General features: G+C 36.5%; 22 protein-coding genes, 1 tRNA gene, 1 riboswitch and 1 other annotated feature. Of the genes, 22 read left to right on the forward strand and 1 reads right to left on the reverse strand.

What is annotated here, in order from left to right; genetic code table 11:
* The first annotated feature begins 127 nt into the window (after positions 1 to 127).
* The 9 genes from PY093_RS08240 to PY093_RS08280 all read left to right on the forward strand — a co-directional run bounded on the left by PY093_RS08240 (position 128) and on the right by PY093_RS08280 (position 12,006).
* Complete coding sequence (locus PY093_RS08240; RefSeq protein WP_275645258.1) at positions 128 to 1,411, forward strand: IS110 family RNA-guided transposase; 1,284 nt, start codon at positions 128 to 130, stop codon at positions 1,409 to 1,411.
* Positions 1,412 to 2,317: 906 nt separating this feature from the next.
* On the forward strand, positions 2,318 to 4,003 hold the full coding sequence (locus PY093_RS08245) for an AMP-binding protein (RefSeq protein ID WP_275645413.1): 1,686 nt from the start codon (positions 2,318 to 2,320) through the stop codon (positions 4,001 to 4,003).
* Positions 4,004 to 4,204: 201 nt separating this feature from the next.
* Positions 4,205 to 4,801, forward strand: coding sequence for a TetR/AcrR family transcriptional regulator (locus PY093_RS08250; protein ID WP_275645414.1), 597 nt, complete (start codon positions 4,205 to 4,207; stop codon positions 4,799 to 4,801).
* 39 nt (positions 4,802 to 4,840) lie between these two features.
* Positions 4,841 to 5,614, forward strand: a complete 774-nt coding sequence (locus tag PY093_RS08255; RefSeq protein WP_275645415.1) for an enoyl-CoA hydratase — start codon at positions 4,841 to 4,843, stop codon at positions 5,612 to 5,614.
* 113 nt (positions 5,615 to 5,727) lie between these two features.
* On the forward strand, positions 5,728 to 6,501 hold the full coding sequence (locus PY093_RS08260) for an electron transfer flavoprotein subunit beta/FixA family protein (protein ID WP_275645416.1): 774 nt from the start codon (positions 5,728 to 5,730) through the stop codon (positions 6,499 to 6,501).
* A gap of 44 nt (positions 6,502 to 6,545) precedes the next feature.
* Complete coding sequence (locus PY093_RS08265; protein ID WP_275645417.1) at positions 6,546 to 7,523, forward strand: electron transfer flavoprotein subunit alpha/FixB family protein; 978 nt, start codon at positions 6,546 to 6,548, stop codon at positions 7,521 to 7,523.
* A gap of 309 nt (positions 7,524 to 7,832) precedes the next feature.
* Positions 7,833 to 8,147 carry a thioredoxin gene (trxA, locus tag PY093_RS08270; RefSeq protein WP_275645418.1) on the forward strand — a complete coding sequence of 105 codons (315 nt, stop codon included), beginning with the start codon at positions 7,833 to 7,835 and terminating at the stop codon, positions 8,145 to 8,147.
* Positions 8,148 to 8,372: 225 nt separating this feature from the next.
* Complete coding sequence (uvrC, locus tag PY093_RS08275) at positions 8,373 to 10,145, forward strand: excinuclease ABC subunit UvrC (RefSeq protein WP_275645419.1); 1,773 nt, start codon at positions 8,373 to 8,375, stop codon at positions 10,143 to 10,145.
* 65 nt (positions 10,146 to 10,210) lie between these two features.
* A riboswitch (Lysine riboswitch) is annotated at positions 10,211 to 10,392 on the forward strand.
* A gap of 366 nt (positions 10,393 to 10,758) precedes the next feature.
* Positions 10,759 to 12,006 carry an aspartate kinase gene (locus PY093_RS08280; protein WP_275645420.1) on the forward strand — a complete coding sequence of 416 codons (1,248 nt, stop codon included), beginning with the start codon at positions 10,759 to 10,761 and terminating at the stop codon, positions 12,004 to 12,006.
* A 231-nt stretch (positions 12,007 to 12,237) separates the two neighbouring features.
* Here the strand turns inward: PY093_RS08280 and PY093_RS08285 are convergent, their stop codons facing one another.
* Complete coding sequence (locus PY093_RS08285; RefSeq protein WP_275645421.1) at positions 12,238 to 12,699, reverse strand: YslB family protein; 462 nt, start codon at positions 12,697 to 12,699, stop codon at positions 12,238 to 12,240.
* A 441-nt stretch (positions 12,700 to 13,140) separates the two neighbouring features.
* Here PY093_RS08285 and PY093_RS08290 point away from each other — a divergent pair, with 441 nt between their 5' ends.
* From PY093_RS08290 to ilvN, 13 genes are all read left to right on the forward strand, one after another.
* Positions 13,141 to 13,749 (forward strand): succinate dehydrogenase cytochrome b558 subunit, encoded by a 609-nt coding sequence (locus tag PY093_RS08290; protein WP_275645422.1) that lies wholly within the window; start codon positions 13,141 to 13,143, stop codon positions 13,747 to 13,749.
* 132 nt (positions 13,750 to 13,881) lie between these two features.
* A complete protein-coding gene (gene sdhA / locus PY093_RS08295) occupies positions 13,882 to 15,648 on the forward strand; it encodes a succinate dehydrogenase flavoprotein subunit (protein ID WP_275645423.1) in 1,767 nt (588 codons plus the stop codon).
* The gene (gene sdhB / locus PY093_RS08300) at positions 15,645 to 16,406 is read left to right on the forward strand and encodes a succinate dehydrogenase iron-sulfur subunit (RefSeq protein WP_275645424.1); all 762 of its coding nucleotides are present in this window, start codon (positions 15,645 to 15,647) and stop codon (positions 16,404 to 16,406) included. Before sdhA ends, sdhB begins: the two co-directional genes overlap by 4 nt.
* 237 nt (positions 16,407 to 16,643) lie before the next feature.
* Positions 16,644 to 16,868, forward strand: coding sequence for a helix-turn-helix domain-containing protein (locus PY093_RS08305; protein ID WP_275645425.1), 225 nt, complete (start codon positions 16,644 to 16,646; stop codon positions 16,866 to 16,868).
* 268 nt (positions 16,869 to 17,136) lie between these two features.
* Positions 17,137 to 17,595, forward strand: a complete 459-nt coding sequence (locus PY093_RS08310) for a MarR family winged helix-turn-helix transcriptional regulator (protein WP_275645426.1) — start codon at positions 17,137 to 17,139, stop codon at positions 17,593 to 17,595.
* Between the two features lie 10 nt (positions 17,596 to 17,605).
* Positions 17,606 to 18,412 carry a glutamate racemase gene (gene racE, locus PY093_RS08315; protein WP_275645427.1) on the forward strand — a complete coding sequence of 269 codons (807 nt, stop codon included), beginning with the start codon at positions 17,606 to 17,608 and terminating at the stop codon, positions 18,410 to 18,412.
* Positions 18,413 to 18,624: 212 nt separating this feature from the next.
* Complete coding sequence (locus PY093_RS08320; protein WP_275645428.1) at positions 18,625 to 19,692, forward strand: GerMN domain-containing protein; 1,068 nt, start codon at positions 18,625 to 18,627, stop codon at positions 19,690 to 19,692.
* A gap of 132 nt (positions 19,693 to 19,824) precedes the next feature.
* Positions 19,825 to 20,439, forward strand: a complete 615-nt coding sequence (locus PY093_RS08325) for an XTP/dITP diphosphatase (protein WP_275645429.1) — start codon at positions 19,825 to 19,827, stop codon at positions 20,437 to 20,439.
* Positions 20,436 to 20,948, forward strand: a complete 513-nt coding sequence (locus PY093_RS08330; protein ID WP_275645430.1) for a metallophosphoesterase — start codon at positions 20,436 to 20,438, stop codon at positions 20,946 to 20,948. The genes PY093_RS08325 and PY093_RS08330 overlap by 4 nt, the downstream gene beginning before the upstream one ends.
* Positions 20,949 to 21,536: 588 nt before the next feature.
* Positions 21,537 to 21,613: transfer RNA gene (locus tag PY093_RS08335), tRNA-Arg, on the forward strand.
* Positions 21,614 to 22,202: 589 nt separating this feature from the next.
* Positions 22,203 to 23,108: a branched-chain-amino-acid transaminase gene (ilvE, locus tag PY093_RS08340; RefSeq protein WP_275645431.1), complete on the forward strand. Its 906-nt coding sequence runs from the start codon at positions 22,203 to 22,205 to the stop codon at positions 23,106 to 23,108.
* Between the two features lie 10 nt (positions 23,109 to 23,118).
* Positions 23,119 to 23,382: a binding site (T-box leader), on the forward strand.
* A 96-nt stretch (positions 23,383 to 23,478) separates the two neighbouring features.
* Positions 23,479 to 25,197 (forward strand): acetolactate synthase large subunit, encoded by a 1,719-nt coding sequence (gene ilvB / locus PY093_RS08345; protein ID WP_275645432.1) that lies wholly within the window; start codon positions 23,479 to 23,481, stop codon positions 25,195 to 25,197.
* Entirely contained in the window at positions 25,194 to 25,712 is a 519-nt protein-coding gene (ilvN, locus tag PY093_RS08350) for an acetolactate synthase small subunit (RefSeq protein WP_275645433.1), read from the forward strand. Before ilvB ends, ilvN begins: the two co-directional genes overlap by 4 nt.
* Positions 25,713 to 25,742 lie beyond the last annotated feature (30 nt).

Consider the following 25,742-nt stretch of genomic DNA (forward strand, 5'->3'; position numbering starts at 1 on the left):
AAAGATAAGAAAGCATTCCTGTATTAAAGCAAAATGAGATTTGAATAAAATAAGCCTCCTTGGTATGATACAAAGTGTCCAAGCTGATCAGCGCAAAGGACATTTAATAACCAAAGGAGGACATAAAATGAAGTATAAACAAAATGACAAGATTCTGCAACTTACAGAAAAAACCTTAATTATAGGGGTTGACATTGCTAAACATAAGCATGTCGCAAGAGCACAAGATTATAGAGGTATACAATTTGGAAAAGCTCATACATTTTTAAACACATATGAGGGTTTTGAAGGTTTCATAAACTGGTTAAATCAAATCAAAGCTAAACAGTCTAAGGAAGATGTCATCATTGGGATGGAACCTACTGGACATTATTGGCTTCCGTTGGCTTATTGGCTAAAAGAAAAAGGAAAAAAGGTGGTTGTAGTTAATCCAGCTCATGTTAAGCAAACAAAGGAGTTAGATGACAATTCTCCTACTAAGAATGATTTCAAGGATGCTAGAGTTATCTCTAGACTTATTGAGGGCGGAAGATATTCGGAGCCCAATTTACCGGAAGGTATATACTCGGATTTACGTGAAGGTATGAACCTATATAACCAATTGGTACAGGACCTAACAGCTGTGAAAAATATAGTTCACCAATGGCTCGACCGTTTCTTTCCTGAATATTTAACGGTCTTTGGGAAGTGGGATGGAAAAGCTTCTCTACAAGTTCTAAGAATGGGACTTTTTCCTGATGAGTTATTAGAGCGTGAAGACTTGGAAATTCTAGCTGAAATTCGTAAAGAAGTTAAAAAAGGTGTGGGAATAAAGAAGGTTGTTCAGTTGAAAAACGTTGCCCTTCGTTCAGTAGGCATTAAAGAGGGGCGAAGTCTAGCTAGGTTAAAATTAAAAAGCTTACTAGACCAATACGATCTTCTTTCAGAACAATTAGAGAGCGTCTGGAGTGAAGTAGAGAACATCATACAAGATGTTCCAGGGGCGAGAGAGATGGGAGATATTAAAGGTATTGGACAAGTTACAGTAGCCTCCTTTTTTGCAGAAGTCGGTGATTTACAAAAGTACTCACATCCCGACCAAATTGTTAAGTTAGCAGGATTAAACTTAAAACTAGCTACATCAGGAAAGTGGAAAGGGCAAACAATTATTACTAAACGAGGGCGTCCTAAATTAAGGGCACTATTGTTTAAAGTCGTGTTGCCTCTTGTAGCTCAAAATCCTGCATTTAAGGCACTACATCAGTACTTTATTACACGAAATGAAAATCCATTAAAAAAGAAGCAGTCTATCATCGCTATATGTTGTAAATTAATTCGTATTTTATTTACGATTGGAAAGAAACAAATTGAGTTTGAACCAGCTAAAATGTTACAAGATATTCCTCATTTTAGTATGCAAGAAGCTGCTTAAAAGGATAGGGTAAAGTGATCAAAAAGAAGTTAGGTGCAGAAAATAGTCGAAGATTTATATAACATAAACAGTAGTATCGATGACAATATTTAATTCTCATTTTTTATTCACTTAGTAGTCGAAGTATTTTAAAGTTGTTTCAATTTGAAGAAGACTTACAACAGAAGCTAGGAGCAGTCGGCAAGCATTTATACTATTGGGCAATGACCCCGCAAGAAAGCATCGCCGACCCCACTTCATGGATAGGCAGAACGAAGGAATGTATGCGCATATTTTTCATATGACGCCGTGAGAAATGGGAGGGTGTGCCGCCATGAACATTGTGGGATCCAATAGCGACCATATTTCTAGATATTATCCTTTTTTGTAAAAAAATAGAAGAAGAGGGTTTATTTAACTATGTCCTCCTCCTCTAAAATACAAATAAAGTTCTGTTAGTCCATTAAAGTGCAGTCTTATTGAAATTTGAAATACTGAGAAAAACAGAGAAAACAAGAGAAAAACCTTACTTTAATGAGGGAGTATAAAAGTTTGTACATAGTTTTAGTGTCTAGCTCCGGGCACCATCGGCTCTATGGTATAAGCCAATCCGTCCGGAAGGTTAAAGAACAACCTTCCAGCCGGCTTGTCTTATGCTTGTCGCCGATAGGCGGGCGCCCTGCGCTTTTCTTATGTTTATTTTAAACGTCACATCGCCTTAAACTTTTTAAACAAACAAATACCGTTAAACTGGTTGCCGCGAGTTAATTCGACAGAACCTTTAGAATCTCGTCATCTTTCTTAGTGATTATTAAATCAGCAATTGTCATGGTATTGGCAATGTACTATAATGGTAATAATCATTAGAATATTCAAAACATAATATTGTTTCGAATATAACTTTACATTAGGGGAGGGAAAGTACAAATGGCTATAACCAAACCATGGTTAGAACAATATCCTGAGGAAATACCACACAGTATTCAATACGATGACAAACCGATACAAACCTATTTAAAAGATGCAGCTGTAGAATTTCCTAACAAAAAAGCCATTCATTTTCAAGGGAAAGAACTCACTTATAGTGAATTATATGACAGTGCGTTGAAGCTAGGAAACTACTTACAAAAGATTGGTGTAAACAAGGGAGATAGGGTATCGATTATGCTTCCCAATTGCCCACAAGCTGTTATAGCTTATTATGGTGTGTTATTTTCTGGAGGAGTAGTTGTTCAAACAAATCCTCTTTACATGGAAAGAGAAATAGAATATCAAATGAATGATTCAGGTTCTAAGGTTATTATTACATTAGATATTCTGTATCCCCGGGTATCTAAAGTGAAAGCGTTAACAAGTCTGGAACATATTATAGTTACTGGTATTAAGGACTACTTACCATTTCCAAAGAACATCGTCTATCCATTTATTCAAAAGAAACAGTATGGCATTGTTGTGAAGGTTGAACATCAAGGTGAAAATCATTTGTTTACTGAAGTCTTAAATAGAAGTGCTACAGTAGCAATTGATTTAGATGTGAACCCGAGTGAAGATATAGCGTTATTGCAGTACACAGGCGGTACTACTGGTTTTCCAAAAGGAGTTATGCTCACACATCGCAATCTTGTAGCTAATACTCTTATGTGTGCAGCATGGATGTATAAATGCAAGCGTGGAGAAGAAACTGTCCTGGGTATTCTACCATTTTTCCATGTATATGGGATGACTACTGTTATGAATCTATCTGTTATGCAGGGATTTAAGATGATCTTAATGCCAAAATTCGATGCTGGTGATACATTAAAAACGATTGAAAAATTTAAACCGACATTATTTCCGGGAGCGCCAACAATATACATTGCCTTGTTAAATCATCCAGATATTCAAAAATATGATTTATCATCGATTGAGTCTTGCATTAGTGGTTCTGCACCATTGCCTGTTGAAGTTCAGGAGCAATTTGAAAAAGTTACAGGTGGCAAAGTCGTTGAGGGATATGGCTTATCGGAAGCTTCTCCTGTTACACATTCAAACTTCTTATGGGGTAAACGCGTAAGTGGAAGTATCGGATTACCTTGGCCAGACACAGATGCAATGGTTGTCTCCATGGAAACTGGTGAACAAGCTGAAGTGAATGAAATTGGTGAACTCGCTATTAGCGGTCCACAGGTTATGAAGGGATATTGGAAAAGACCAGAGGAAACAGCTGAAACTCTAAAAGATGGTTGGCTCTTGACTGGTGACTTAGGTTATATGGATGAAAATGGGTATTTCTATATTGTTGATCGGAAAAAAGATATGATTATTGCTGGCGGCTATAACATTTATCCAAGAGAAATCGAAGAAGTTTTATATGAGAATGAAAAAATACAAGAGGTAGTGGTGGCAGGAATACCAGACCCTTACCGTGGTGAAACAGTAAAAGCATATATCGTTTTAAAAGAAGGTCAAAGTTTAACCGAAGAGGAATTAGATAAATACTCGAGAAAACATTTGGCAGCTTACAAAGTTCCTAGAATGTACGAATTTAGAAAAGAATTGCCAAAAACAGCGGTAGGAAAAATTTTAAGAAGAGCTCTTGTTGATGAAGAAAAGGAGAAGCTAAAAAAAGCATAACTATTTCAAAACACTCTTATTATAACAACAAAATACTTTGCTAGATATACACCATCACATGTATTTAACAACATGCAAAGAGCCATAATAAGGTGTAATGGCTCTTCGGTTTTTAAATGAATAACTTGACAGCAGTTAATAAAGAACGTATTATAAAATTATGAATGACGATTCATTCATTTTTTGAAAGGGAGAAAAAGAATGAAACGTAACAAACCAAAATTTAAACAAATCATAGATGCAGCAGTAATTGTGATCGCTGAAAATGGCTATCACCAGGCACAAGTTTCTAGAATAGCAAAGCAAGCTGGTGTTGCTGACGGAACAATCTATTTGTATTTTAAAAATAAGGAAGACATCTTGGTTTCCCTTTTTCAAGAGAAGATGGGAAACTTTATTGAAAAAATTGAAGAAGAAATTGCAGGAAAACAGACTGCTGCACAGAAATTGTTAATGTTGGTGGAAAAACATTTTAATTTATTAGCTGCTGATCATGCTTTAGCAATTGTTACTCAATTAGAATTACGTCAATCGAATAAAGAATTGCGTTTACGAATTAACGAAGTATTAAAAGGGTATCTCCGGATTGTTGATCAAATTATCTCAAAAGGCAAAGAAGACGGCGAATTTAGAGAAGACCTAGATGTTCGTTTAGCAAGACAAATGGTTTTTGGAACAATCGATGAAACTGTTACGACATGGGTAATGAATGACCAAAAATATGACCTCATTAAGCTAACTAATCAAGTACACCAACTAATTGTGTATGGATGTGGACTTACTCAACCAGATAAATAATGGTCTGAGTCTACTATCCTTTTAAAAGGGGGAACTGAGATGACTTTATTAAATACCAAAATTGAAGAACGCATTGCTACAGTGACAATTAATCGTCCACCTGCAAATGCACTATCTTCTTCAGTCTTGAAAGAGCTTTCAGCAGTTCTAGATGATTTAGAGCATGAAGAAGAGGTTCGAGTCATTGTGATTAATGGTGAAGGTCGTTTCTTTTCTGCGGGAGCAGATATCAAGGAATTTACTACTGTTTCAACTGGAGAAGAATTTTCAAAGCTTTCTACATATGGCCAAGAGCTTTTTGAAAGAATCGAAAATTTCTCTAAACCAATAATTGCGAGTATTCATGGGGCTGCACTAGGTGGTGGACTTGAACTAGCCATGGGTTGTCACTTTAGAATTGTGAGTGAAAATGCAAAGCTAGGATTACCAGAGCTTCAACTAGGATTAATTCCAGGATTCGCTGGAACAGCACGTCTACCGAAGTATGTAGGAGTTGCAAAAGCTGCTGAAATGCTTTGGACAAGTGAGCCTATCACTGGGGCTGAGGCAGTTAAAGTTGGACTTGCTAACCATGCTTTTCCAGAAGAAAGCTTACTCGAGGAAACCTATAAGATTGCTAGAAAAATAGCTTTAAAAAGTCCTGTTTCGATTCGTGCTACTATTGAGCTACTCAATATCACTAAAACAGAACAATATCGTGCAGCGGTGAACAAAGAGGCAGAGTTATTTGGAAGTGTATTCACATCTGAAGATGGCCAAGAGGGCATTAAAGCCTTTATTGACAAGCGCCAACCTCAATTTTCGGGAAAATAAAAATTATTTAAAACTATTTTTCTATTCAATTATCTGAAATTATAGTAAAATAGTGTTATACAGTTTTAGAATCTTAAAACTAACCATGTTTTTATTATTTAGGAGGGGAAACAATGAACATCTTTGTTATTATGAAAAGAACATTTGACACAGAAGAAAAAATAGTAGTAAAAAACGGTCAAATTAGTGAAGATGGTGCTGAATTTATAATTAACCCTTATGATGAGTATGCAATCGAAGAAGCTATTCAGGTTCGCGATGCACAGGGTGGAGAAGTGACTGTAGTAACAGTTGGTAACGAAGACGCTGAAAAAGAACTTCGTACAGCTTTAGCTATGGGTGCTGATAAAGCTGTATTAATTAATACTGAAGACGATGTTGAAGCTTGTGACCAATTCACAACAGCTAAAATCGTTGCTGAATACCTAAAAGACAAAGACGCAGATTTAATCTTAGGAGGAAATGTTGCAATTGACGGAGGTTCGGGGCAAGTTGGTCCTCGTGTTGCAGAATTATTAGACATTCCTTATGTAACAACAATTACAAAATTAGAAATTGACGGAACTAAGGTTACTGTTACCCGTGATGTAGAAGGAGATTCTGAAGTAATTGAAACGTCTTTACCTCTTTTAGTTACAGCACAACAAGGCCTAAACGAGCCTCGTTATCCATCACTTCCAGGTATCATGAAGGCAAAGAAAAAGCCTCTTGATGAGCTTGAATTAGATGATTTAGATCTAGAAGAAGATGATGTTGAAGCTAAAACGAAAACAATAGAAATCTATCTACCACCCAAAAAAGAAGCTGGTAAGGTTCTACAAGGTGAGTTAGCAGATCAAGTAAAAGAACTAGTATCATTACTACACACAGAAGCTAAGGTAGTGTAATAAATGATAGATTTTTCACTCTACTAAATTAGGGGGTATAGAAAATGGCAAGAAAAGTATTAGTATTAGGTGAAGTGCGTGATAATACATTACGTAATGTTTCATTTGAAGCTATTTCAGCAGGTAAAACGGTAGCTGAAGGTGGAGAAGTAGTTGTAGTGTTACTTGGAGAAAATGTTAGTTCATTAGCAAATGAATTAATTTACTATGGTGCAGATAAAGTAGTAACAGTTGAAGATGAAAAATTGAAAACGTATACACCAGATGGATACTCTCAAGCACTATTAGCTGTGATTGAGTCTGAGAACCCTGAAGGCTTGGTATTCGGTCATACTGCATTAGGTAAAGACTTGTCACCTAAAATCGCAGGGAAATTAAGTTCAGGTTTAATTTCAGATGCTACTGATTTAGAAGTTGCTGGAGGAAATCTAGTATTTACTAGACCGATCTATTCAGGTAAAGCATTTGAGAAGAAAGTTATCACAGATGGTCTGATTTTTGCTACAGTACGCCCTAACAACATTGCGCCACTAGAAAGAGATGAATCCCGCACTGGGGCTGTTTCTTCACTATCAGTAGAAATTAAAGATTTACGTACAATAGTAAAAGAAGTAGTAAGAAAAGCATCTGAAGGTGTAGATTTATCAGAGGCAAAAGTAGTTATTGCAGGTGGACGTGGAGTGAAAAGCACTGAGGGCTTTGACCCATTGAAAGAGCTTGCTAATGTACTTGGTGGTGCAATTGGTGCCTCGCGTGGTGCTTGTGATGCCGAGTATTGTGACTACTCACTACAAATCGGGCAAACTGGAAAGGTAGTTACACCAGATCTATATATCGCTTGCGGTATATCAGGAGCTATTCAACATTTAGCTGGGATGTCTAACTCAAAAGTAATCGTTGCAATTAACAAGGACCCTGAAGCGAATATTTTCAAGGTAGCTGATTATGGTATCGTTGGTGACTTATTTGAAGTAGTACCGATGTTAACTGAGGAGTTTAAAAAATTAAAAGTACATTCGTAATCATATAGGCGAAAAAGCAAGCAACTAAATTTGCTTGCTTTTTTGCTTATTAAAGTATAAAAGTTGTCTTTCAATTTTCTTAAATAAAACATGTTTTACCTACATAGATATACACAATCTGGGATATATTACGTTTGAGACAAATAATTAGCATCTAAAAGTTCAAGGTGATATACTGTGTTTAACCAATCAGAAATGTAAAAAACATTCTGAACGGATCATGTAAAGGGCTGTATTACCAACAGTAAATGGTGATGTTTAGCCCAATTAATTACATTATCTAAGTAGTCTATTAAGGAGGAATTCAATATGGCAATTTCAAATGTAACAGATCAAAATTTCAATACGGAAACTAGTGAAGGTCTAGTTCTAGCTGATTTCTGGGCTCCTTGGTGTGGACCTTGTAAGATGATTGCACCAGTTTTAGAGGAATTAGACTCTGAAATGAGCGAGAAAGTTAAAATCGTAAAGCTTGATGTTGACGAAAATCAAGAAACAGCAGGGAAATATGGTGTAATGAGCATCCCAACTTTATTAATTATGAAAAATGGAGAAGTTGTTGATAAAGTTGTAGGGTTCCAACCAAAAGAAGCACTTTCAGAATTATTAAACAAACATGCATAAGAAAACAGCCTAGCATTTGCTAGGTTGTTTTTTTATGCATGTTTATTATACTATCTGAAAATCGTACATTTTCCTAAAAAAATAAGTAATTACTTATTTTTACAGAACAATATATAAAAGAAACATGGTACAATAATTGGTACGGTTCTAGTCAAATTTGTCTTAAAAGCTCTATTTATGTTTTGTATATGTTGAAACATTCTTTAATGCAATGGAGTGGTTACTATGCATGATCACCTTAAAGAAAAACTAGCGGTGCTACCAGATCAGCCAGGCTGCTATTTAATGAAGGATAGACAAGGTACCATTATTTATATAGGTAAAGCTAAGATCTTAAAAAATAGAGTGCGTTCTTATTTTACAGGGTCACATGATGGTAAAACATTACGACTTGTACAAGAAATTGTTGATTTTGAATATATCGTTACACCTTCAAATATAGATGCACTAATATTAGAAATGAATCTAATAAAAAAATATGATCCAAAATATAACATAATGCTTAAGGATGATAAGAGCTATCCGTTTATTAAAATTACAGCTGAAAGACACCCAAGATTAATAATCACACGAAATGTAAAAAAAGATAAAGGGAAATATTTTGGACCATACCCAAATGCACAAGCTGCTAATGAAACTAAAAAGTTATTAGACAGAATTTATCCTTTAAGAAAGTGTACGAATTTGCCTGATAAGGTATGTCTATACTACCATATTGGCCAATGCCTTGCCCCATGTATTCAGCATGTTCCTGAAGAAACAAACAAAAAACTAGTTGATGAAATAACACGGTTCCTTAATGGGGGCTATAAAGAAATCAAAACAAATTTAACAGAGAAAATGCTAAAGGCAGCTGAGGATTTAGATTTTGAAAGAGCAAAGGAATACCGAGATCAAATAGCCCATATCGAATTAACGATGGAAAAACAAAAATTGACAATGACGGATTTTATTGATCGAGATGTTTTTGGATTTTCATATGACAAAGGCTGGATGTGTGTACAAGTCTTTTTTATACGTCAAGGAAAGATGATTGAGCGTGAAGCATCTTTATTTCCTATTTACAATGAACCTGATGAAGATTTTTTAACTTTTTTAGGCCAATTTTATTCTCAAAATAATCATTTTAAGCCTAAGGAAATCCTCTTGCCTAAATCAATTGACAAAGACTTAGTTGAGCAGTTATTACAAGTTAATGTTCAGCAGCCAAGCAGAGGGCAAAAAAAGGATTTAATTGAATTGGCAAATAAAAATGCGAATATTGCAATTAGAGAAAAGTTTTCTTTAATTGAAAGAGATGAAGAGCGAACAATAAAAGCTATAGAAAATTTAGGTGAGCATTTAAATATTTATACACCACATCGCATTGAGGCTTTCGATAATTCAAACATCCAAGGAACTGATCCAGTTTCTGCAATGATTGTTTTTATTGATGGAAAGCCTGAGAAAAAAGACTACCGGAAATATAAAATTAAGTCGGTTCAAGGTCCTGATGACTATGAATCGATGCGAGAAGTTGTTAGAAGAAGGTATAGCCGCGTTCTAAAGGAACAATTACCCTTTCCAGACTTAATCATAATCGATGGTGGTAAGGGTCATTTGGCAGCTGTAACGGATGTTCTAGAAAATGAATTAGGATTACAAGTACCTGTCGCTGGCCTAGTTAAGGACGAGAAACATCGAACCTCTGAATTGCTAATAGGCGATCCACCAGAAATTGTTGGGCTTCCACGTAATAGCCAAGAGTTCTATTTATTACAAAGAATTCAGGATGAAGTTCATCGTTTTGCGATCACTTTTCATCGTCAAATTAGAGGTAAGTCTGCCTTTAAATCTGTACTTGATGATATTCCAGGCGTAGGTGAAAAAAGAAAGAAAGCATTGCTGAAGCATTTTGGATCAATAAAAAAATTACGTGAAGCATCTATTGAAGAAATAGTACAAGCGAAGGTCCCACGGCTAGCTGCGGAACTAATTTATGAAAAGTTACAAAATTAAAGATTGTTTTTAAAGTTATAGTTTGATATAATTTCAACTAATTTAATATACACTTCAACTAATGAAGTGAAGATAGAGGTGCGAACTTCAAAAGTAAGCAATGGGAGGAGAATGAGCTCTTATGAACATTGTCTGAAAGGGAAGGTCGCCGAAGTGAAAATAATCTCATGCTATTATTATCGCTGGTTCTGCATTTAATAAATGTAGAATTGTCAAGATTCGTTTATCTTGGAGGGCTATCTCACGATGTGAAACGATTTTTTTAGTCTTCACAGCAATGAGAGCCTACTCTCATTGCTTTTTTTTGTTGTTTAGGAATTTATAAAATTGTAAGGTTGTATATACCTTCGTGTCTTTTGTCTATCTACGTCTAGCTCCAGGCGCCATCGGCTCTATGGGATAAGCCATTTCCTTTAAGAAGGAAAAACCACCTTCTTGAATAAACCGTCTTATGCATGACTTGCACAGGATGTGCTGATGGCGATGTTCGCGTTCGCCACAGGACGTGGCGGGTTTTAATTGACGCGCCGATAGGCGGGCGCCCTGCGCTTTTCTTACGTTTAGCACGTGGAACAACCTCATAAGGACTATACAGAAAAGGAATGATAAAAACATGGGAATCATTGTGCAAAAATTCGGTGGGACTTCGGTCGGTTCAGTAGAAAGAATCCAAAATGTTGCTAATCGTGTAATTGATGAAGTGAAACGGGGCAATAAAGTAGTAGTTGTAGTATCTGCAATGGGAAAAACAACGGATGAACTCGTTGGATTGGCTGGACAAATAAGTAAAAATCCAAGTAAACGAGAAATGGATATGCTTTTAACAACAGGTGAGCAAGTTACAATTTCATTGCTAACGTTAGCTCTTCTTGAAAAAGGGTATGAAGCAGTATCATATACTGGCTGGCAAGCTGGAATTAGAACAGAACCGATACATAGTAATGCTCGTATCGTAGATATTGATACTAAAAAGGTTAATAATAGTCTTGAAAATGGAAAGATAGTAGTTGTTGCTGGCTTCCAGGGGGCAACATTAGATGGATCTATTACAACACTCGGACGTGGCGGTTCAGACACTACCGCAGTAGCCCTTGCAGCAGCATTAAAGGCAGATAAATGTGATATCTATACTGATGTTACAGGTGTTTATACAACTGACCCACGATACGTAAAAAAGGCTAGAAAGCTTTATTCTGTTTCATATGATGAAATGTTAGAATTAGCTAATTTAGGTGCAGGTGTTTTGCATCCAAGGGCAGTGGAATTTGCCAAGAACTACTTAATGCCTTTAGAAGTAAGATCAAGCTTAGAGCAAGAAAATGGGACGATCATCGAGGAGGAAGTGTCAATGGAAAAGAGTTTAGTTGTAAGAGGTATCGCATTTGAAGATCAAGTAACAAGGGTAACTGTTTGTGGGTTACCAAGTGGACTTCATACCCTTTCTATGATTTTCACAACTTTAGCGAAAAATGGTTTGAATGTGGATATTATAATCCAAAGTACTACAAATGAGACGGAAACTTCTATATCGTTTTCTATTAAAACAACGGATTTGGAAGATACAATTGCAGTCTTGGAGAAAAATCGTGAAGAACTACAGTTTACAGCGATTGAGCATGAGAGTGGACTAGCTAAAGTCTCAATCGTGGGCTCAGGGATGATCTCAAACCCAGGTGTTGCAGCAGAAATGTTCCAGGTGCTTGCAAATCATGAAATCCAAGTGAAAATGGTTAGTACGTCAGAAATTAAGGTCTCAACTGTTGTAGATCAAGATAATATGGTAAAAGCGGTAGAAGCATTACATGAAGCGTTTAATTTATCAGTGATAGAAAATGAAGAAAAATCAAAGGTAAACGTTTAAGAATGATACAGTGAAACTTCAATCAGCAGGGGTTTTCTTCAGCGCCAACTGATAGTTAGCTGAACTTATAACGCTAGTCGTGACCACGTCCTATGCTACTTGGACCGTTATTGGAAGAGGATCCCACACTCCAAAGTTCCTTGAATTATCAAAGTATTTAATGAGGGATCTAACCGCCACTTAAACATGGATCAAGGTCCAAAATCTAAAAAAGTCAAGCACCCCATCCATTTAGGATTCGGTGCTTGTATTGTCCTTTTTATCTGACTTTACAGTGAAAATAACCTGTAAAGCGCGTTTTTTCTGTTGCTCATAGCTTTCAGAAAGTTGACCAGTTAGTTGTTGAATTTGCCATGCTAAGAATCCAGCTTCAAGTTGAAAGGTAGCAGTTTCTTTTTTCTGAAGCCGATTTGAAATAAGGTCACCAGTTAAATGAAACTCAAATTCGTCTTTTTTTTCCTTTACAAGGATAAGATTTCCCCATCCTGCTTGGAGAAAAAATGACGGAATCAATTCTATAGAGTCTAATGGATATTTTCTAGCAAGGTTTTTTCCTGCCCAATATAGAAGTTGAGGAGTGTCCTTACCAAGTAAATCGGGAAGTAAAACTTCGCGTAGTAGTTCGTAACCAAAGCTTGGGACTTGTTTTTCATCATAAAAGCTTTTATTTTCATCAAGTAACCTATGTCTCAACACGATTCCCCTCTTTCTCTCTAAATTATTATATAACAATAGGTGAATTTAAACACATGTATTTTTCGTTGATTTTTGAATATAGAAGGATTTCAATTCATTATCATAAGTAATTTTAGCAATTATGCACAATATTTCCTTTTGCTACTATTTCTGCTGAAAATGGACAAAAAAATGCATTTATATGAACAATTTGTGTACAGGTTACCTTGACGCTACTACTTGATGGGAGTAAAATGGACATGTTACATTATACTGATAAAGAAATAGCCTCTTTAAATTTTACTTATTTCGAGATAAAGTGACAATAGTAGACCTTATTTTATGTATAATTGCAAGGGTTTCCATTTATCAGTTAAAGTTATTATTATTATTTAAAAAGTGATCTTCACAACAAAGAGTACTGTAAATTATGGTGCTACATTTAAGGGGGGTAAATTTGTGGGAGGAAATCGTGAGTTTTTTTATCGTCGTTTACATTCATTATTAGGTGTAATTCCGGTCGGATTATTTTTAATTCAACACTTAGTTGTGAATAATTTTGCTACAAAGGGAGAGGAAGCATTTAATAAGGCTGCTCTTTTTATGATGAATCTTCCTTTTCGCTATGTGTTGGAAGCAGTAATCATATTTTTACCAATATTATTTCACGCTATTTATGGGCTTTATATTGCTTTCACAGCTAAAAACAACGTAAGCAATTATAGCTTTTTCCGTAACATTATGTTTTTATTACAACGTGTTTCAGGCGTGATAACATTAATCTTTATTTCTTGGCACGTTTGGGAAACACGTATCGCTGCAGCGTTCGGTGCTGAAGTTAACTTCCAAATGATGGAAAATATTTTAAGTAATCCACTTATGTTAGCATTTTATATAGTGGGTGTGATATCAACTATATTCCATTTCGCAAATGGGTTATGGTCATTCTGTGTAAGTTGGGGAATTACAGTATCTCCGCGTTCTCAAATGATTGCAACTTATGTGACAATGGGTATTTTCGTTGCATTATCATTTGTAGGTATTCGAGCAATTTTAGCGTTCACTTAATCTAATAGTCTATTACGCCAGTTTATAAGATAAAAAATGAACTGTATTCTTAGGGTTAAAATGATTCATTCTTTGAATACAAGTCTTCGATTAGCTACTATTTTCAACAATCGTTTTGAGGGGTGAATTACAATGGGTAAAGGTAGAATTATCGTAGTCGGTGGTGGTTTAGCTGGCTTAATGGCAACAATAAAAGCTGCCGAAGAAGGTGTTCAAGTAGATTTATTTTCACTTGTTCCAGTAAAACGTTCTCACTCTGTTTGTGCACAAGGTGGAATAAATGGCGCTGTTAACACAAAGGGTGAAGGAGATTCTCCGTGGGAACACTTTGATGATACTGTTTATGGTGGAGACTTTTTAGCAAATCAACCACCGGTTAAGGCAATGTGTGATGCTGCACCTGGAATCATCCACTTATTAGACAGAATGGGTGTTATGTTTAACCGTACACCTGAGGGATTACTTGATTTTCGTCGTTTTGGTGGAACGCAACATCACCGTACAGCATTTGCCGGTGCAACAACAGGGCAACAGTTACTTTACGCTTTAGATGAGCAGGTTCGTCGTCATGAAGTGGCGGGTCTTGTTACGAAGTATGAGGGTTGGGAATTCCTTGGAGCTATTCTTGATGATGATGGCGTATGTCGTGGGATTACAGGTCAAGATTTAACTACAATGGAAATTAAAGCTTTCCCAGCTGATGCTGTTATTATGGCTACAGGTGGTCCTGGTATTATTTTCGGTAAATCAACTAACTCAGTTATAAATACAGGTTCAGCAGCTTCAATTGTCTATCAGCAAGGTGCAACTTACTCAAATGGTGAGTTCATCCAAATCCATCCTACAGCAATTCCTGGGGATGATAAGCTTCGTCTTATGAGTGAATCTGCTCGTGGTGAAGGTGGACGAGTTTGGACGTATAAAGATGGTAAACCTTGGTATTTCTTAGAAGAGAAATATCCTGCTTATGGAAACCTAGTGCCACGTGACATTGCTACACGTGAAATTTTCCATGTATGTGTTGATTTAAAAGCTGGTATCAACGGTGAAAACATGGTTTATCTAGATCTTTCCCACAAAGATCCTAAAGAGCTTGATGTTAAACTTGGTGGAATCATCGAAATTTATGAGAAATTCACAGGTGAGGATCCACGTAAGTTACCAATGAAAATCTTCCCTGCAGTTCATTACTCAATGGGTGGACTATGGGTAGATTATGATCAAATGACAAATATTCCAGGTTTGTTTGCCGCTGGTGAATGTGATTACTCACAGCATGGTGGGAACCGATTAGGTGCTAACTCATTATTATCTGCAATTTATGGTGGAATGGTAGCTGGACCTAATGCAATCAAATATATGGACGGATTAGAAAAGAGTACGGAATCTATTTCTTCTTCAGTATTTGATCGTCATGTAAAAGAACAAGAAGATAAATGGAATTCTATTATGAATCTTGATGGTAACGAAAATGCATATGTCCTTCATAAAGAACTTGGTGAATGGATGACTGACAACGTTACAGTTGTTCGCTATAATGACAAGCTTTTAAAAACAGATGCAAAGATTCAAGAGCTTCTTGAACGCTACGAAAACATTAACATCAATGATACTGCAAAGTGGAGTAATCAAGGGGCGGTATTTACACGCCAATTACAAAATATGCTTCAACTAGCACGTGTTATCACAATCGGTGCTTACAACCGAAATGAAAGTCGTGGGGCGCATTATAAACCTGATTTTGCTGAGCGTAACGATGAAGAGTGGTTAAAAACGACGATGGCTAATTTTACTGGTCCTAAGTCTGCACCTGAATTTAGCTATGTTGATGTTGATACATCACTTATTAAACCTCGTAAGCGTGATTACTCTAAGAAAAAGGGGGATAAAAAAGAATGAGTGAGAAAAAAGTAGTCCGTTTTATTATTACTCGTCAAGACGATACACAATCAGCCCCTTATCAACAGGAATTCGAGTTAGCATATCGTCCAAATATGAATGTTATTTCTGCGTTAATGGAAATTCGCCGTAACCCCGTTGATGCAAGAGGGAATAAAGTTGTTCCTATTGCTTGGGATATGAACTGTTTAGAGGAAGTTTGTGGGGCTTGTTCAATGATTATTAATGGTAAACCACGCCAATCCTGTACAGCACTTATAGATCAATTAGAGCAACCAATTCGTTTAGAACCAATGAGAACATTCCCAGTAGTTCGTGACCTTCAAGTCGATCGTAAAAGAATGTTTGATTCACTTAAAAAGGTTAAAGCGTGGATTCCCATTGACGGAACCTATGATTTAGGACCTGGCCCTCGTATGCCTGAAACTAAACGTCAATGGGCATATGAACTTTCAAAATGTATGACATGTGGTGTTTGTTTAGAGGCGTGCCCTAATGTTAATAGCAAATCAGACTTTATCGGACCTGCACCACTATCCCAAGTTCGCTTGTTCAATGCACATCCAACTGGTGCAATGAACAAAGGTGAACGTTTAGATGCAATTATGGGTGACGGTGGATTATCGAACTGTGGTAATTCACAAAACTGCGTTCAATCATGTCCAAAGGGTATTCCTTTGACAACATCAATCGCAGCGTTAAATAGAGATACAACAATTCAATCTTTCAAAAACTTCTTTGGAAGCGATCAAGTATAAAAAGTATAAAAAACAAGCCTCTTCATTAGTTGGAGAGGCTTGTTTTTTGCATTCTACATCTGTATATAGACTTAAGTTTATTTGGAGTATTAGATCCAATCTAAAAAACAGACAAATATTTAGTACTTCCTGTACTTTATCAGTCACAGTAAGCTCACTATCCTCATAGTATATGGTGACTAAAAATATACCCATCCGGTAGTTCAGCTCTGGCTAAAGCAAGGAGGGTTACAATACTTGAAGGAGAATGAATTTCAACCAAAGCCACTACTCACAAAGAGAGAAAGAGAAGTATTTGAACTACTAGTTCAAGACAAAACGACAAAAGATATCGCCGGTGATTTATTCATTAGCGAAAAAACGGTTAGGAATCACATTTCGAATGCGATGCAAAAGCTGGGAGTTAAGGGGCGTTCTCAAGCAGTTGTTGAGCTCCTTCGAATGGGCGAACTAAAGCTTTAAGAATAATCAGCTACTTTACATTTTGTAAGGTAGCTGATTCATATTTACATAGTTTCCCTAAGCTACAGTGATTTGGATAGTTAACTAAACCTAGGCTAAAAGTGTGCGCGCGGTGGAATAGTTTGTTAGCATGAATTAAGGCTAATAAGAGGTGTGTATATAATACTTCGCTTTATACTAAAACTAACTTGCATTTTTCGCTAAAAAAGTAGAAAATAAAATAAAATTAGTAACGATAAAATTAGTCCTATCGATTAAGGAGGATTTCATGACTTTGCAAGATAATAAAGTAGTTAGTGATAGTGTAGTGGTGGCTGATTTAGAAAAGTCATTGAGATATATTTCAGGGATTATCAAACAAAAGGGCCGTGAAATTTTAAGTAATTATACAATCACTCCACCACAATTTGTAGCTTTACAATGGTTATTCGAAGCTGGTGATATGACGATTGGGGATCTTTCGAATAAAATGTTTTTAGCATGTAGTACAACTACGGATTTAGTTGATCGGATGGAGAAAAGTCATCTCGTTATGCGTGTAAAAGATCCGAATGATCGCAGAGTAGTAAGAATTCATTTGCTTGAAGAAGGCGAACGAATCATTGAAGAGGTTATCTTAAAACGCCAAGATTATTTATCAAAAGTACTTAAAGATTTCTCTAACGATGAAATACTAGTTTTAGAGAGAAGCTTAGCGAAATTACATCAAGAAATGAGAGAAGAATGAGGCGATTTTTTTGTATAGACCTATCGGTATTATCGACTCGGGAGTTGGCGGATTAACGGTAGCAAAAGAAATTATCCGTCAATTGCCAAAAGAAGAAGTAATCTACTTAGGTGACACGGCTAGGTGTCCATATGGTCCAAGACCAAAGAATGAGGTAAGTCAATTTACATGGGAAATGACAAATCATTTAATGGCATATAATATAAAATTGCTTGTCATCGCTTGTAACACAGCGACTGCTCTTGTTTTGGACGATATTCAAGCAGAATTAAATATACCGGTAATTGGTGTTGTCTATCCAGGGGCTAGAACTGCACTGAAAGTGACTAAAAATCACCATGTAGGTGTTATAGGGACAAATAATACAATTAATAGCGGTGCTTATGAGGCAGCATTAAAATCAATTAGTAATCAAATAGAAGTTGAAAGTCTAGCTTGTCCTAATTTCGTACCACTTGTTGAAAATGGCGAGTTTGAAGGCGAAAAGGCTGAAAGAATAGTGGCAGATTCCTTAGTTCCTATAAATGGAAGTAAGATTGATACCTTAATACTTGGTTGCACACACTATCCCTTACTCCGACAGATCATTCAGAAGTATGTTGGTGATAAAGTAAGCCTAATATGCTCTGGAGATGAGACTGCTCGCGAGGTAAGCACAATTTTGTACTATAGTGGATTATTGAATAATGGTAACAGGAAAACGAATCATTTATTTTTAACAACAGGTAAGAAAGACACCTTTCAGAAGATCGCAACACAGTGGTTTGAACACCCAATCGAAAATGTAGTATCAGTAAAACTTGACTCCAGTAAATAGCTGGAGTTTTTTGTTGATATCAGAATTTATATATGAAAGCGTTTGTCCTGGTTTTGATGTCTAGCCCCGGTGCCACCGGGGCCTAAGGTCAGGAAGGAGTCTTTAAACACAACACTTTGAAGGTATGTACTATTTTCTTTTTATAAAAACGGTCTAAAAATAAAAATAGCTCGTATACATAGTAGTACAAACTACCATGGGAGGGATTATGTATGCGTGATTTAACGAAAGCAAAAATAGCAGCAACAGTTGTTGCTTCTTCAGTATTACTATCAGGATGTGGACTTTTTGGGGGAGAACCAGTTGTAGAAGAGATAGATCCACCACAAGAAGTTACCTTAACAAATGATGAAACATCGACAACAGAAACTACTACTGGAGAGTCGACAGAAACGGTAGATGAGGCTACTACTGAAACGGTAACAAGAGAGCTATATCTAGTTGATAAAAATGGCATGGTAGTACCACAAACAGTGCAATTACCTAAAACTGAAGGTGTAGCAAAACAAGTGCTTGAATACTTAGTTGTTGGTGGCCCTGTTACTGATATGTTACCAAACGGTTTTAGAGCTGTGTTACCACAAGATACTCAGTTGAGTACAAACATGGATGGAGATACGGTCATTGTTGATTTTTCAAAAGAATTTGCAAACTATGAACCTGAAGATGAGTTAAAAATTTTGCAGGCTATTACATTTACGTTAACACAGTTTGATACAATTAAAAACGTTAAATTAACTATTAATGGTCATGAACAAGATGAAATGCCTGTTAATGGAACACCGATTGACGATGGTATGAACCGTGCAGATGGCATCAACCTTGATAATGGTGAGGTTGTCGATATAACAAATACGAAACCTGTCACATTATATTTTCTAGCCGAGAATGCAGAGGGTGTTTACTATGTTCCTATTACAAAGCGTATAGACAAATCAGAAAATGATAATTTTGCAGCTATCGTTAATGAACTAATTCAAGGACCGGATTATGATTCAAGTTTACTTAGTGGTTTTCAATCTGATGCTAAATTGCTAGGAGCTAAATATGAAAATGGAAAAGTGACACTGGATTTTAATGAAAATATTTATGGTAGCTTTGAAGAGAAAATGATTTCCAAACATGTTATCAATTCTTTAGTACTTTCACTTACCGAGCAACCTGGTGTTGAAAGTGTAGCTATTACTGTACAAGGAAATGCTGAAATTGTCACAGATGATGGAGAAAAAATAACAGAGCCTGTAACTCGTCCGGAAAAAGTGAACACTGGTAGTTTTTAATAGATAAACTTTGATATACTATATATAGAATTAAAGAAGAGGTTGGCTTATGCCTACCTCTTCTTTAATGTAGGCTGTTTTCGTAAATATTGTAGGCATATAAATTCCTAGTTAAGAAAGTGGGGAACAAACTTGAAACAAGTTCTTATAGCTACTACGAACAAAGGAAAGGTAATTGACTTCGAAACACTTCTAAATCCGCTAGGGATAAAGGTGAAATCTTTGTTAGATTTTTCAAATCCTGTCGAAGTTGAAGAAACAGGTGTAACCTTTTTAGAAAACGCAATTTTAAAAGCAGAAGCCATTTCAAATCACTTTAATGCAATCGTTATAGCTGATGATTCGGGTCTAGCAATAGATGCTTTAAATGGAAGACCAGGGGTTTATTCTGCAAGATATGCAGGAGAACAAAAAAACGATCAAGCCAATATTGAAAAAGTTTTGGACGAGCTAAGAGGAATACAAGCTGAAAAGCGAACAGCAAGATTCCATTGCGTCCTAGCATTAGCGATTCCAGGTAAAAATACAATCACTGTTGATGGAACATGTGAAGGCGTAATATCTGAGTCACCAATAGGAGAGCATGGCTTTGGCTATGATCCAATATTCTTTGTTCCGAAACTAAATAAAACAATGGCACAATTGACAAGGGACGAGAAAAATAAAATCAGCCATCGTGCAAAAGCCTTAAACCTATTAGTAGAACAACTACACTACCTAGAATTAGATAAGGATACAAGCGTATGAAGGCTTTAATCATAAGTGACAGTCATGGATTAACAGATGAACTCTTAAAGATCAAGGAAAGGCATAGGGTTGATGTAGATGTGATGATTCACTGTGGTGATTCAGAACTTGATTATAATTCAATTGAAATGAAACAATTTTTTTCAGTTCGTGGGAATTGTGACTTATTCAAAGAATATCCAAATGAGCTTACGTTAGATTTTGCTAATAGACGGGTTCTGGTCACACATGGACACTTATACAATGTTAAAATGACATTAATGAACCTAAATTATCGAGCAAAAGAAATTGAGGCCTCGATTGTTTGTTTTGGGCATTCTCACATCGCTGGGGCAGAGCTAATTGATAATGTATTATTTATCAACCCTGGGAGTATTCGCTTACCAAAAATGAGTCAAAAAAAAACGTATGCTATTCTTGAAATTAGCTCTAGCGATGCCATAGTTACTTTTTATGATCTTGCTGGCAATATAGTTGAATCATTGACAACTGTGGCTAACATAAAATAAAATGTAAATAGGTTGAGTATCGATTTGGTACTCAACCAAAAAAACTTTCGAATAAGTATTGACTTTAAATTTTACTTTGAGTATAATAAAAAATGTCGCTAATGAGTAACAATGAGTGATCGAGACCGATTACCAGAATTGGATAGAGCACGACCGAATAAGCTACCTGAATAAACTTCAGCGTACTGATCGAGCCGCCTCTTGAATAATCTTCCTGAGATCAGGACGAAAAATAACTGAGTAAAGATTTCGCACACAATCTTATATTTATTTACTATGTCCCAGTAGCTCAGCTGGATAGAGCACGACCGAATAAGCTACCTGAATAAACTTCAGCGTACTGATCGAGCCGCCTCTTGAATAATCTTCCTGAGATCAGGACGAAAAATAACTGAGTAAAGATTTCACACACAATCTTATATTTATTTACTATGTCCCAGTAGCTCAGCTGGATAGAGCACGACCGAATAAGCTACCTGAATAAACTTCAGCGTACTGATCGAGCCGCCTCTTGAATAAACTTCCTGAGATCAGGACGAAAAATAACTGAGTAAAGATTTCGCACACAATCTTATATTTATTTACTATGTCCCAGTAGCTCAGCTGGATAGAGCATACGCCTTCTAAGCGTACGGTCGGGAGTTCGAATCTCTCCTGGGACGCCATTTTATAAATCCTGTTATGTTATTATTTATGAATATTTTGTCCTTCAAAATATTGATAAATAATAAATACAACAGGATTTTTTGTGTTTTTAAAGTTCTCTTTGCTATCTCGAACAAATATAAAAATCAGGTCACTAAAAGGTTAATATTTGCACAAATCCTATTGAAATTCGATTGTAAACAAAAAGTAAGACAGTCCTCACAAAGGGGAAGCTGTCTTATTGACATTTCTTCAGGAAATTTGAAACGAAAAATAGAAAATATTTTAAAAAATTTAAATTTGTTAAAATCCTAATCTATCAATAATGTAAGCGAATACATTTAGTTCGACTAATCTAAATTATCTAATAATTCATAAAAAGGGTGTTGACTCTTTATAAAAATGGGCGTAAGATAGGCTCAACCAAAGGTAATCAAACGAAATTGAATGTAAAAATAGCAAGAAAATTTTACAACAATAGATCCCTTTACAATAGCATAATATCATTCAATAATTGGGTGTTTTGCCAGCTTAATGGATTATTTTTTTACCTTTTATTTTCATTGGTTTAAAGCATCAATTTGCAAAAGTCTAAAGGGGTGTAGATTAGTGAGCGATCAATGGATTTATTTAAATGATCAGTTCGTTAAAAAAGAGGACGCCAAGATTTCGGTATATGACCACGGTTTCTTATATGGTGATGGTGTCTTTGAAGGAATTCGAGTGTATAGTGGAAACGTTTATAAGCTGGAGGAACATATTGAAAGATTATATGATTCAGCGAAGTCAATCTTATTAACCATACCCTACTCGAAGGATGAATTCACTTCACTTGTCGTAGAATCAGTAAGGAAAAACGAAATTGAAAGTGCGTATATAAGAATTGTCGTTTCACGGGGTGTTGGTGATTTAGGCCTGGATCCATACAACTGTAAAAAAGCTCAAGTAGTTATTATTGTAGAGCCTTTATCAATTTTCCCAAAAAAATTATATGAAACAGGGATAGATATAGTAACAGTTGCAACAAGAAGGAACAGACCAGACGTGCTGAGCCCAAAGGTAAAATCATTAAACTATTTAAACAATGTATTAGTTAGAATTGAAGCCCGATTGGCTAATGTGAGTGAGGCTCTTATGCTTAACGATCAGGGCTATGTAGCAGAAGGATCAGCTGACAACGTCTTTATCATAAAAAATAATAAAATCCTGACACCGCCAGGCTATGTTGGAGCGCTAGAAGGAATAACACGAAACGCAATTATTGAAATTGCAACTGAGCTTGGATATGAAGTTCGTGAAGAGCCATTTACACGTCATGATGTTTATACAGCGCAAGAAGTATTCTTAACTGGGACAGCTGCTGAAGTAATAGCTGTCGTTAAGGTTGATGGTCGCCCGATTGGCGAAGGTGTTCCTGGTAAGCATACAACTAGGTTACTAGAAATGTTTAGACAAAAAGTTGTTAGTGATGGTGTGAAGGTTTATGAAGTCCACAACAGTAGTAATGTAGGCTGACAAAAAAATATTGAAAACGTTGAAGAGGAAAAGTAGTCAGTGGGATTGGTTTCAACAGAGAGCCGGGGATGCTGAAATCCGGTGTAACCAACACATGATGAACTCGCCTCGGAGTACCGGCTTGAAAGTTTACGAGTAAAGTCGGTCGGGTGTTGTCACAACTGCACTCGTTAGCAAAACGAACAGTATTTAAAACTGTTCATAAGGTGATCAAATGGTGATCATGAATAAGGGTGGTACCGTGGAAATGCAATTTTGCCTTTTCACCCCTTAGTCCTACTAGCAGTATGTAGGTCTAAGTGGTGGAAGGCATTTTATTTTTATCTAAATTCAGGTAAAACTTGAATTTCTAGGGGGAGGAAGAAGATAAATGGGAGCAAAAGCGAAGGTGGAGGAAAGTAAGGATACTTCCACTAAACTAAGCGGTGCGATGATGCTTGTGGAGGCTTTGAAAGAGGAAAAGGTAGAAGTGCTTTTTGGGTATCCTGGGGGGGCAGTTCTACCTATCTATGATAAATTATATGATTCAGGAATTTTTCATGTACTTACTCGCCATGAGCAAGGTGGGATACATGCTGCTGAAGGCTATGCAAGGGTATCGGGTAAGCCAGGAGTCGTAATTGCTACGTCAGGTCCGGGAGCAACTAACATTGTTACAGGACTTACCGATGCCATGATTGACTCCTTACCACTAGTTGTATTTACCGGTCAAGTAGCTTCAACAGTCATTGGTTCTGATGCTTTCCAAGAAGCTGATGTATTAGGAATCACAATGCCAATTACAAAATATAGCTATCAAGTTAGAAATGTTAACGATTTACCAAAAATTATTAAAGAAGCATTTCATATTGCGACAACTGGTCGTCCTGGTCCAGTATTAATCGATATTCCAAAAGACATTACAACACAGGAGGGAGACTTTTCATATAATCAGGAGATTAGTCTCCCCGGCTATCAACCAACAATTAAACCAAACCATCTACAAATTCGTAAGCTTGTTGAAGCAGTAAGTCATTCAAAGAGACCAGTTATTCTAGCAGGTGCCGGAGTACTACATGCCAAAGCTACAGCTGAGTTAAAGCTGTATGCTGAACAACAGAACATACCTGTTATTCATACCCTTCTAGGTTTAGGTGGTTTTCCGGCTGATCATCCGCAATTTTTGGGTATGGCTGGTATGCATGGTACATACACAGCAAACATGGCGCTATATGAATGTGATTTACTCATTAGCATTGGGGCACGGTTTGATGATCGCGTAACTGGAAATTTAAAGTCTTTTGCACCAAAAGCAGTGGTTGCTCATATTGACATTGATCCTGCAGAAATTGGTAAAAATGTCCCAACGCAAATTCCTGTGGTTGGAGATGCGAAAGAAGTCATTGAACAATTGATCCACCAAGATGGTAAACAGAGTGACAACAATGCTTGGTGTAAATTGTTAGACGAATGGAAACAGGAGTATCCACTTTGTTATAAAAATGAAGAGCAAGTGCTAAAACCACAGAAGCTAATTGAACTAATCTATAAACATACTAAAGGAAACGCGATTGTGACTACTGATGTTGGTCAGCATCAGATGTGGACTGCACAATATTATAAATTCAAAAACCCAAACCATTGGGTAACATCCGGTGGATTAGGAACGATGGGATTTGGTTTTCCGGCCGCAATTGGTGCCCAGCTTGCCGATAGATCTGCATTGGTTGTTGCAATTGTTGGTGATGGTGGCTTCCAAATGACCTTGCAAGAGCTTTCAGTTATTCAAGAACTTAATTTACCGGTTAAGGTAATGATAGTTAACAACCAGGCACTTGGTATGGTAAGGCAATGGCAGGAAATCTTCTTTGAACAAAGGTATTCACATTCGTTAATCCCAAATCAGCCTAACTTTTTAAAGCTGGCAGAAGCATACAGTATCAAAGGGCTTCAAGCCCATACAGAAGCTGAAGCAGAGCAAGTATTAAAGGAGGCGATGGAATACAATGGACCAGTATTAATGGATTTTAGAGTCGTTGCAACTGAAAATGTCTATCCGATGGTTGCACCGGGAAAAGGTCTTCATGAAATGGTAGGTGTAAAGCTGTGAAACGAATTATTACATTAACGGTTCATAATCGAGCTGGTGTATTAAATAGAATTACTGGGCTGTTTACTAAACGGCATTACAATATCGAAAGTATAGCTGTTGGTCATACAGAAACAGAAGGAATATCAAGAATGACTTTTGTAATTCATGTTGAAGATGAAAGAGGCATTGAACAAATTTCGAAACAACTTAACAAACAGATTGATGTACTTAAGGTAATGGATATCACCAATCAAGCCATTGTTGCAAGAGAACTAGCACTTATAAAGGTTGGAGCAACTACTGCTTCAAGGAATGAGGTTTATAGCCTTATAGAACCTTTCCGTGCATCAATAATTGATGTCAGTCGTGACAGTTTAATCGTCCAAGTAACCGGAGAATCAGAAAAGGTTGAGGCATTGATTGATCTATTGAGGCCTTTTGGGATAAAGGAAATAGCTAGAACTGGTACGACAGCATTTACACGTGGGAATCAAAAACAAGTGACAACGATTAAACCATACTCAATCGTTTAAATAAATTAAAAAAAAAGGGAGAGATTTATA

The sequence above is a fragment of the Cytobacillus sp. S13-E01 genome, from assembly GCF_029193815.1.
Taxonomy (GTDB): domain Bacteria; phylum Bacillota; class Bacilli; order Bacillales; family Bacillaceae_L; genus Bacillus_BV.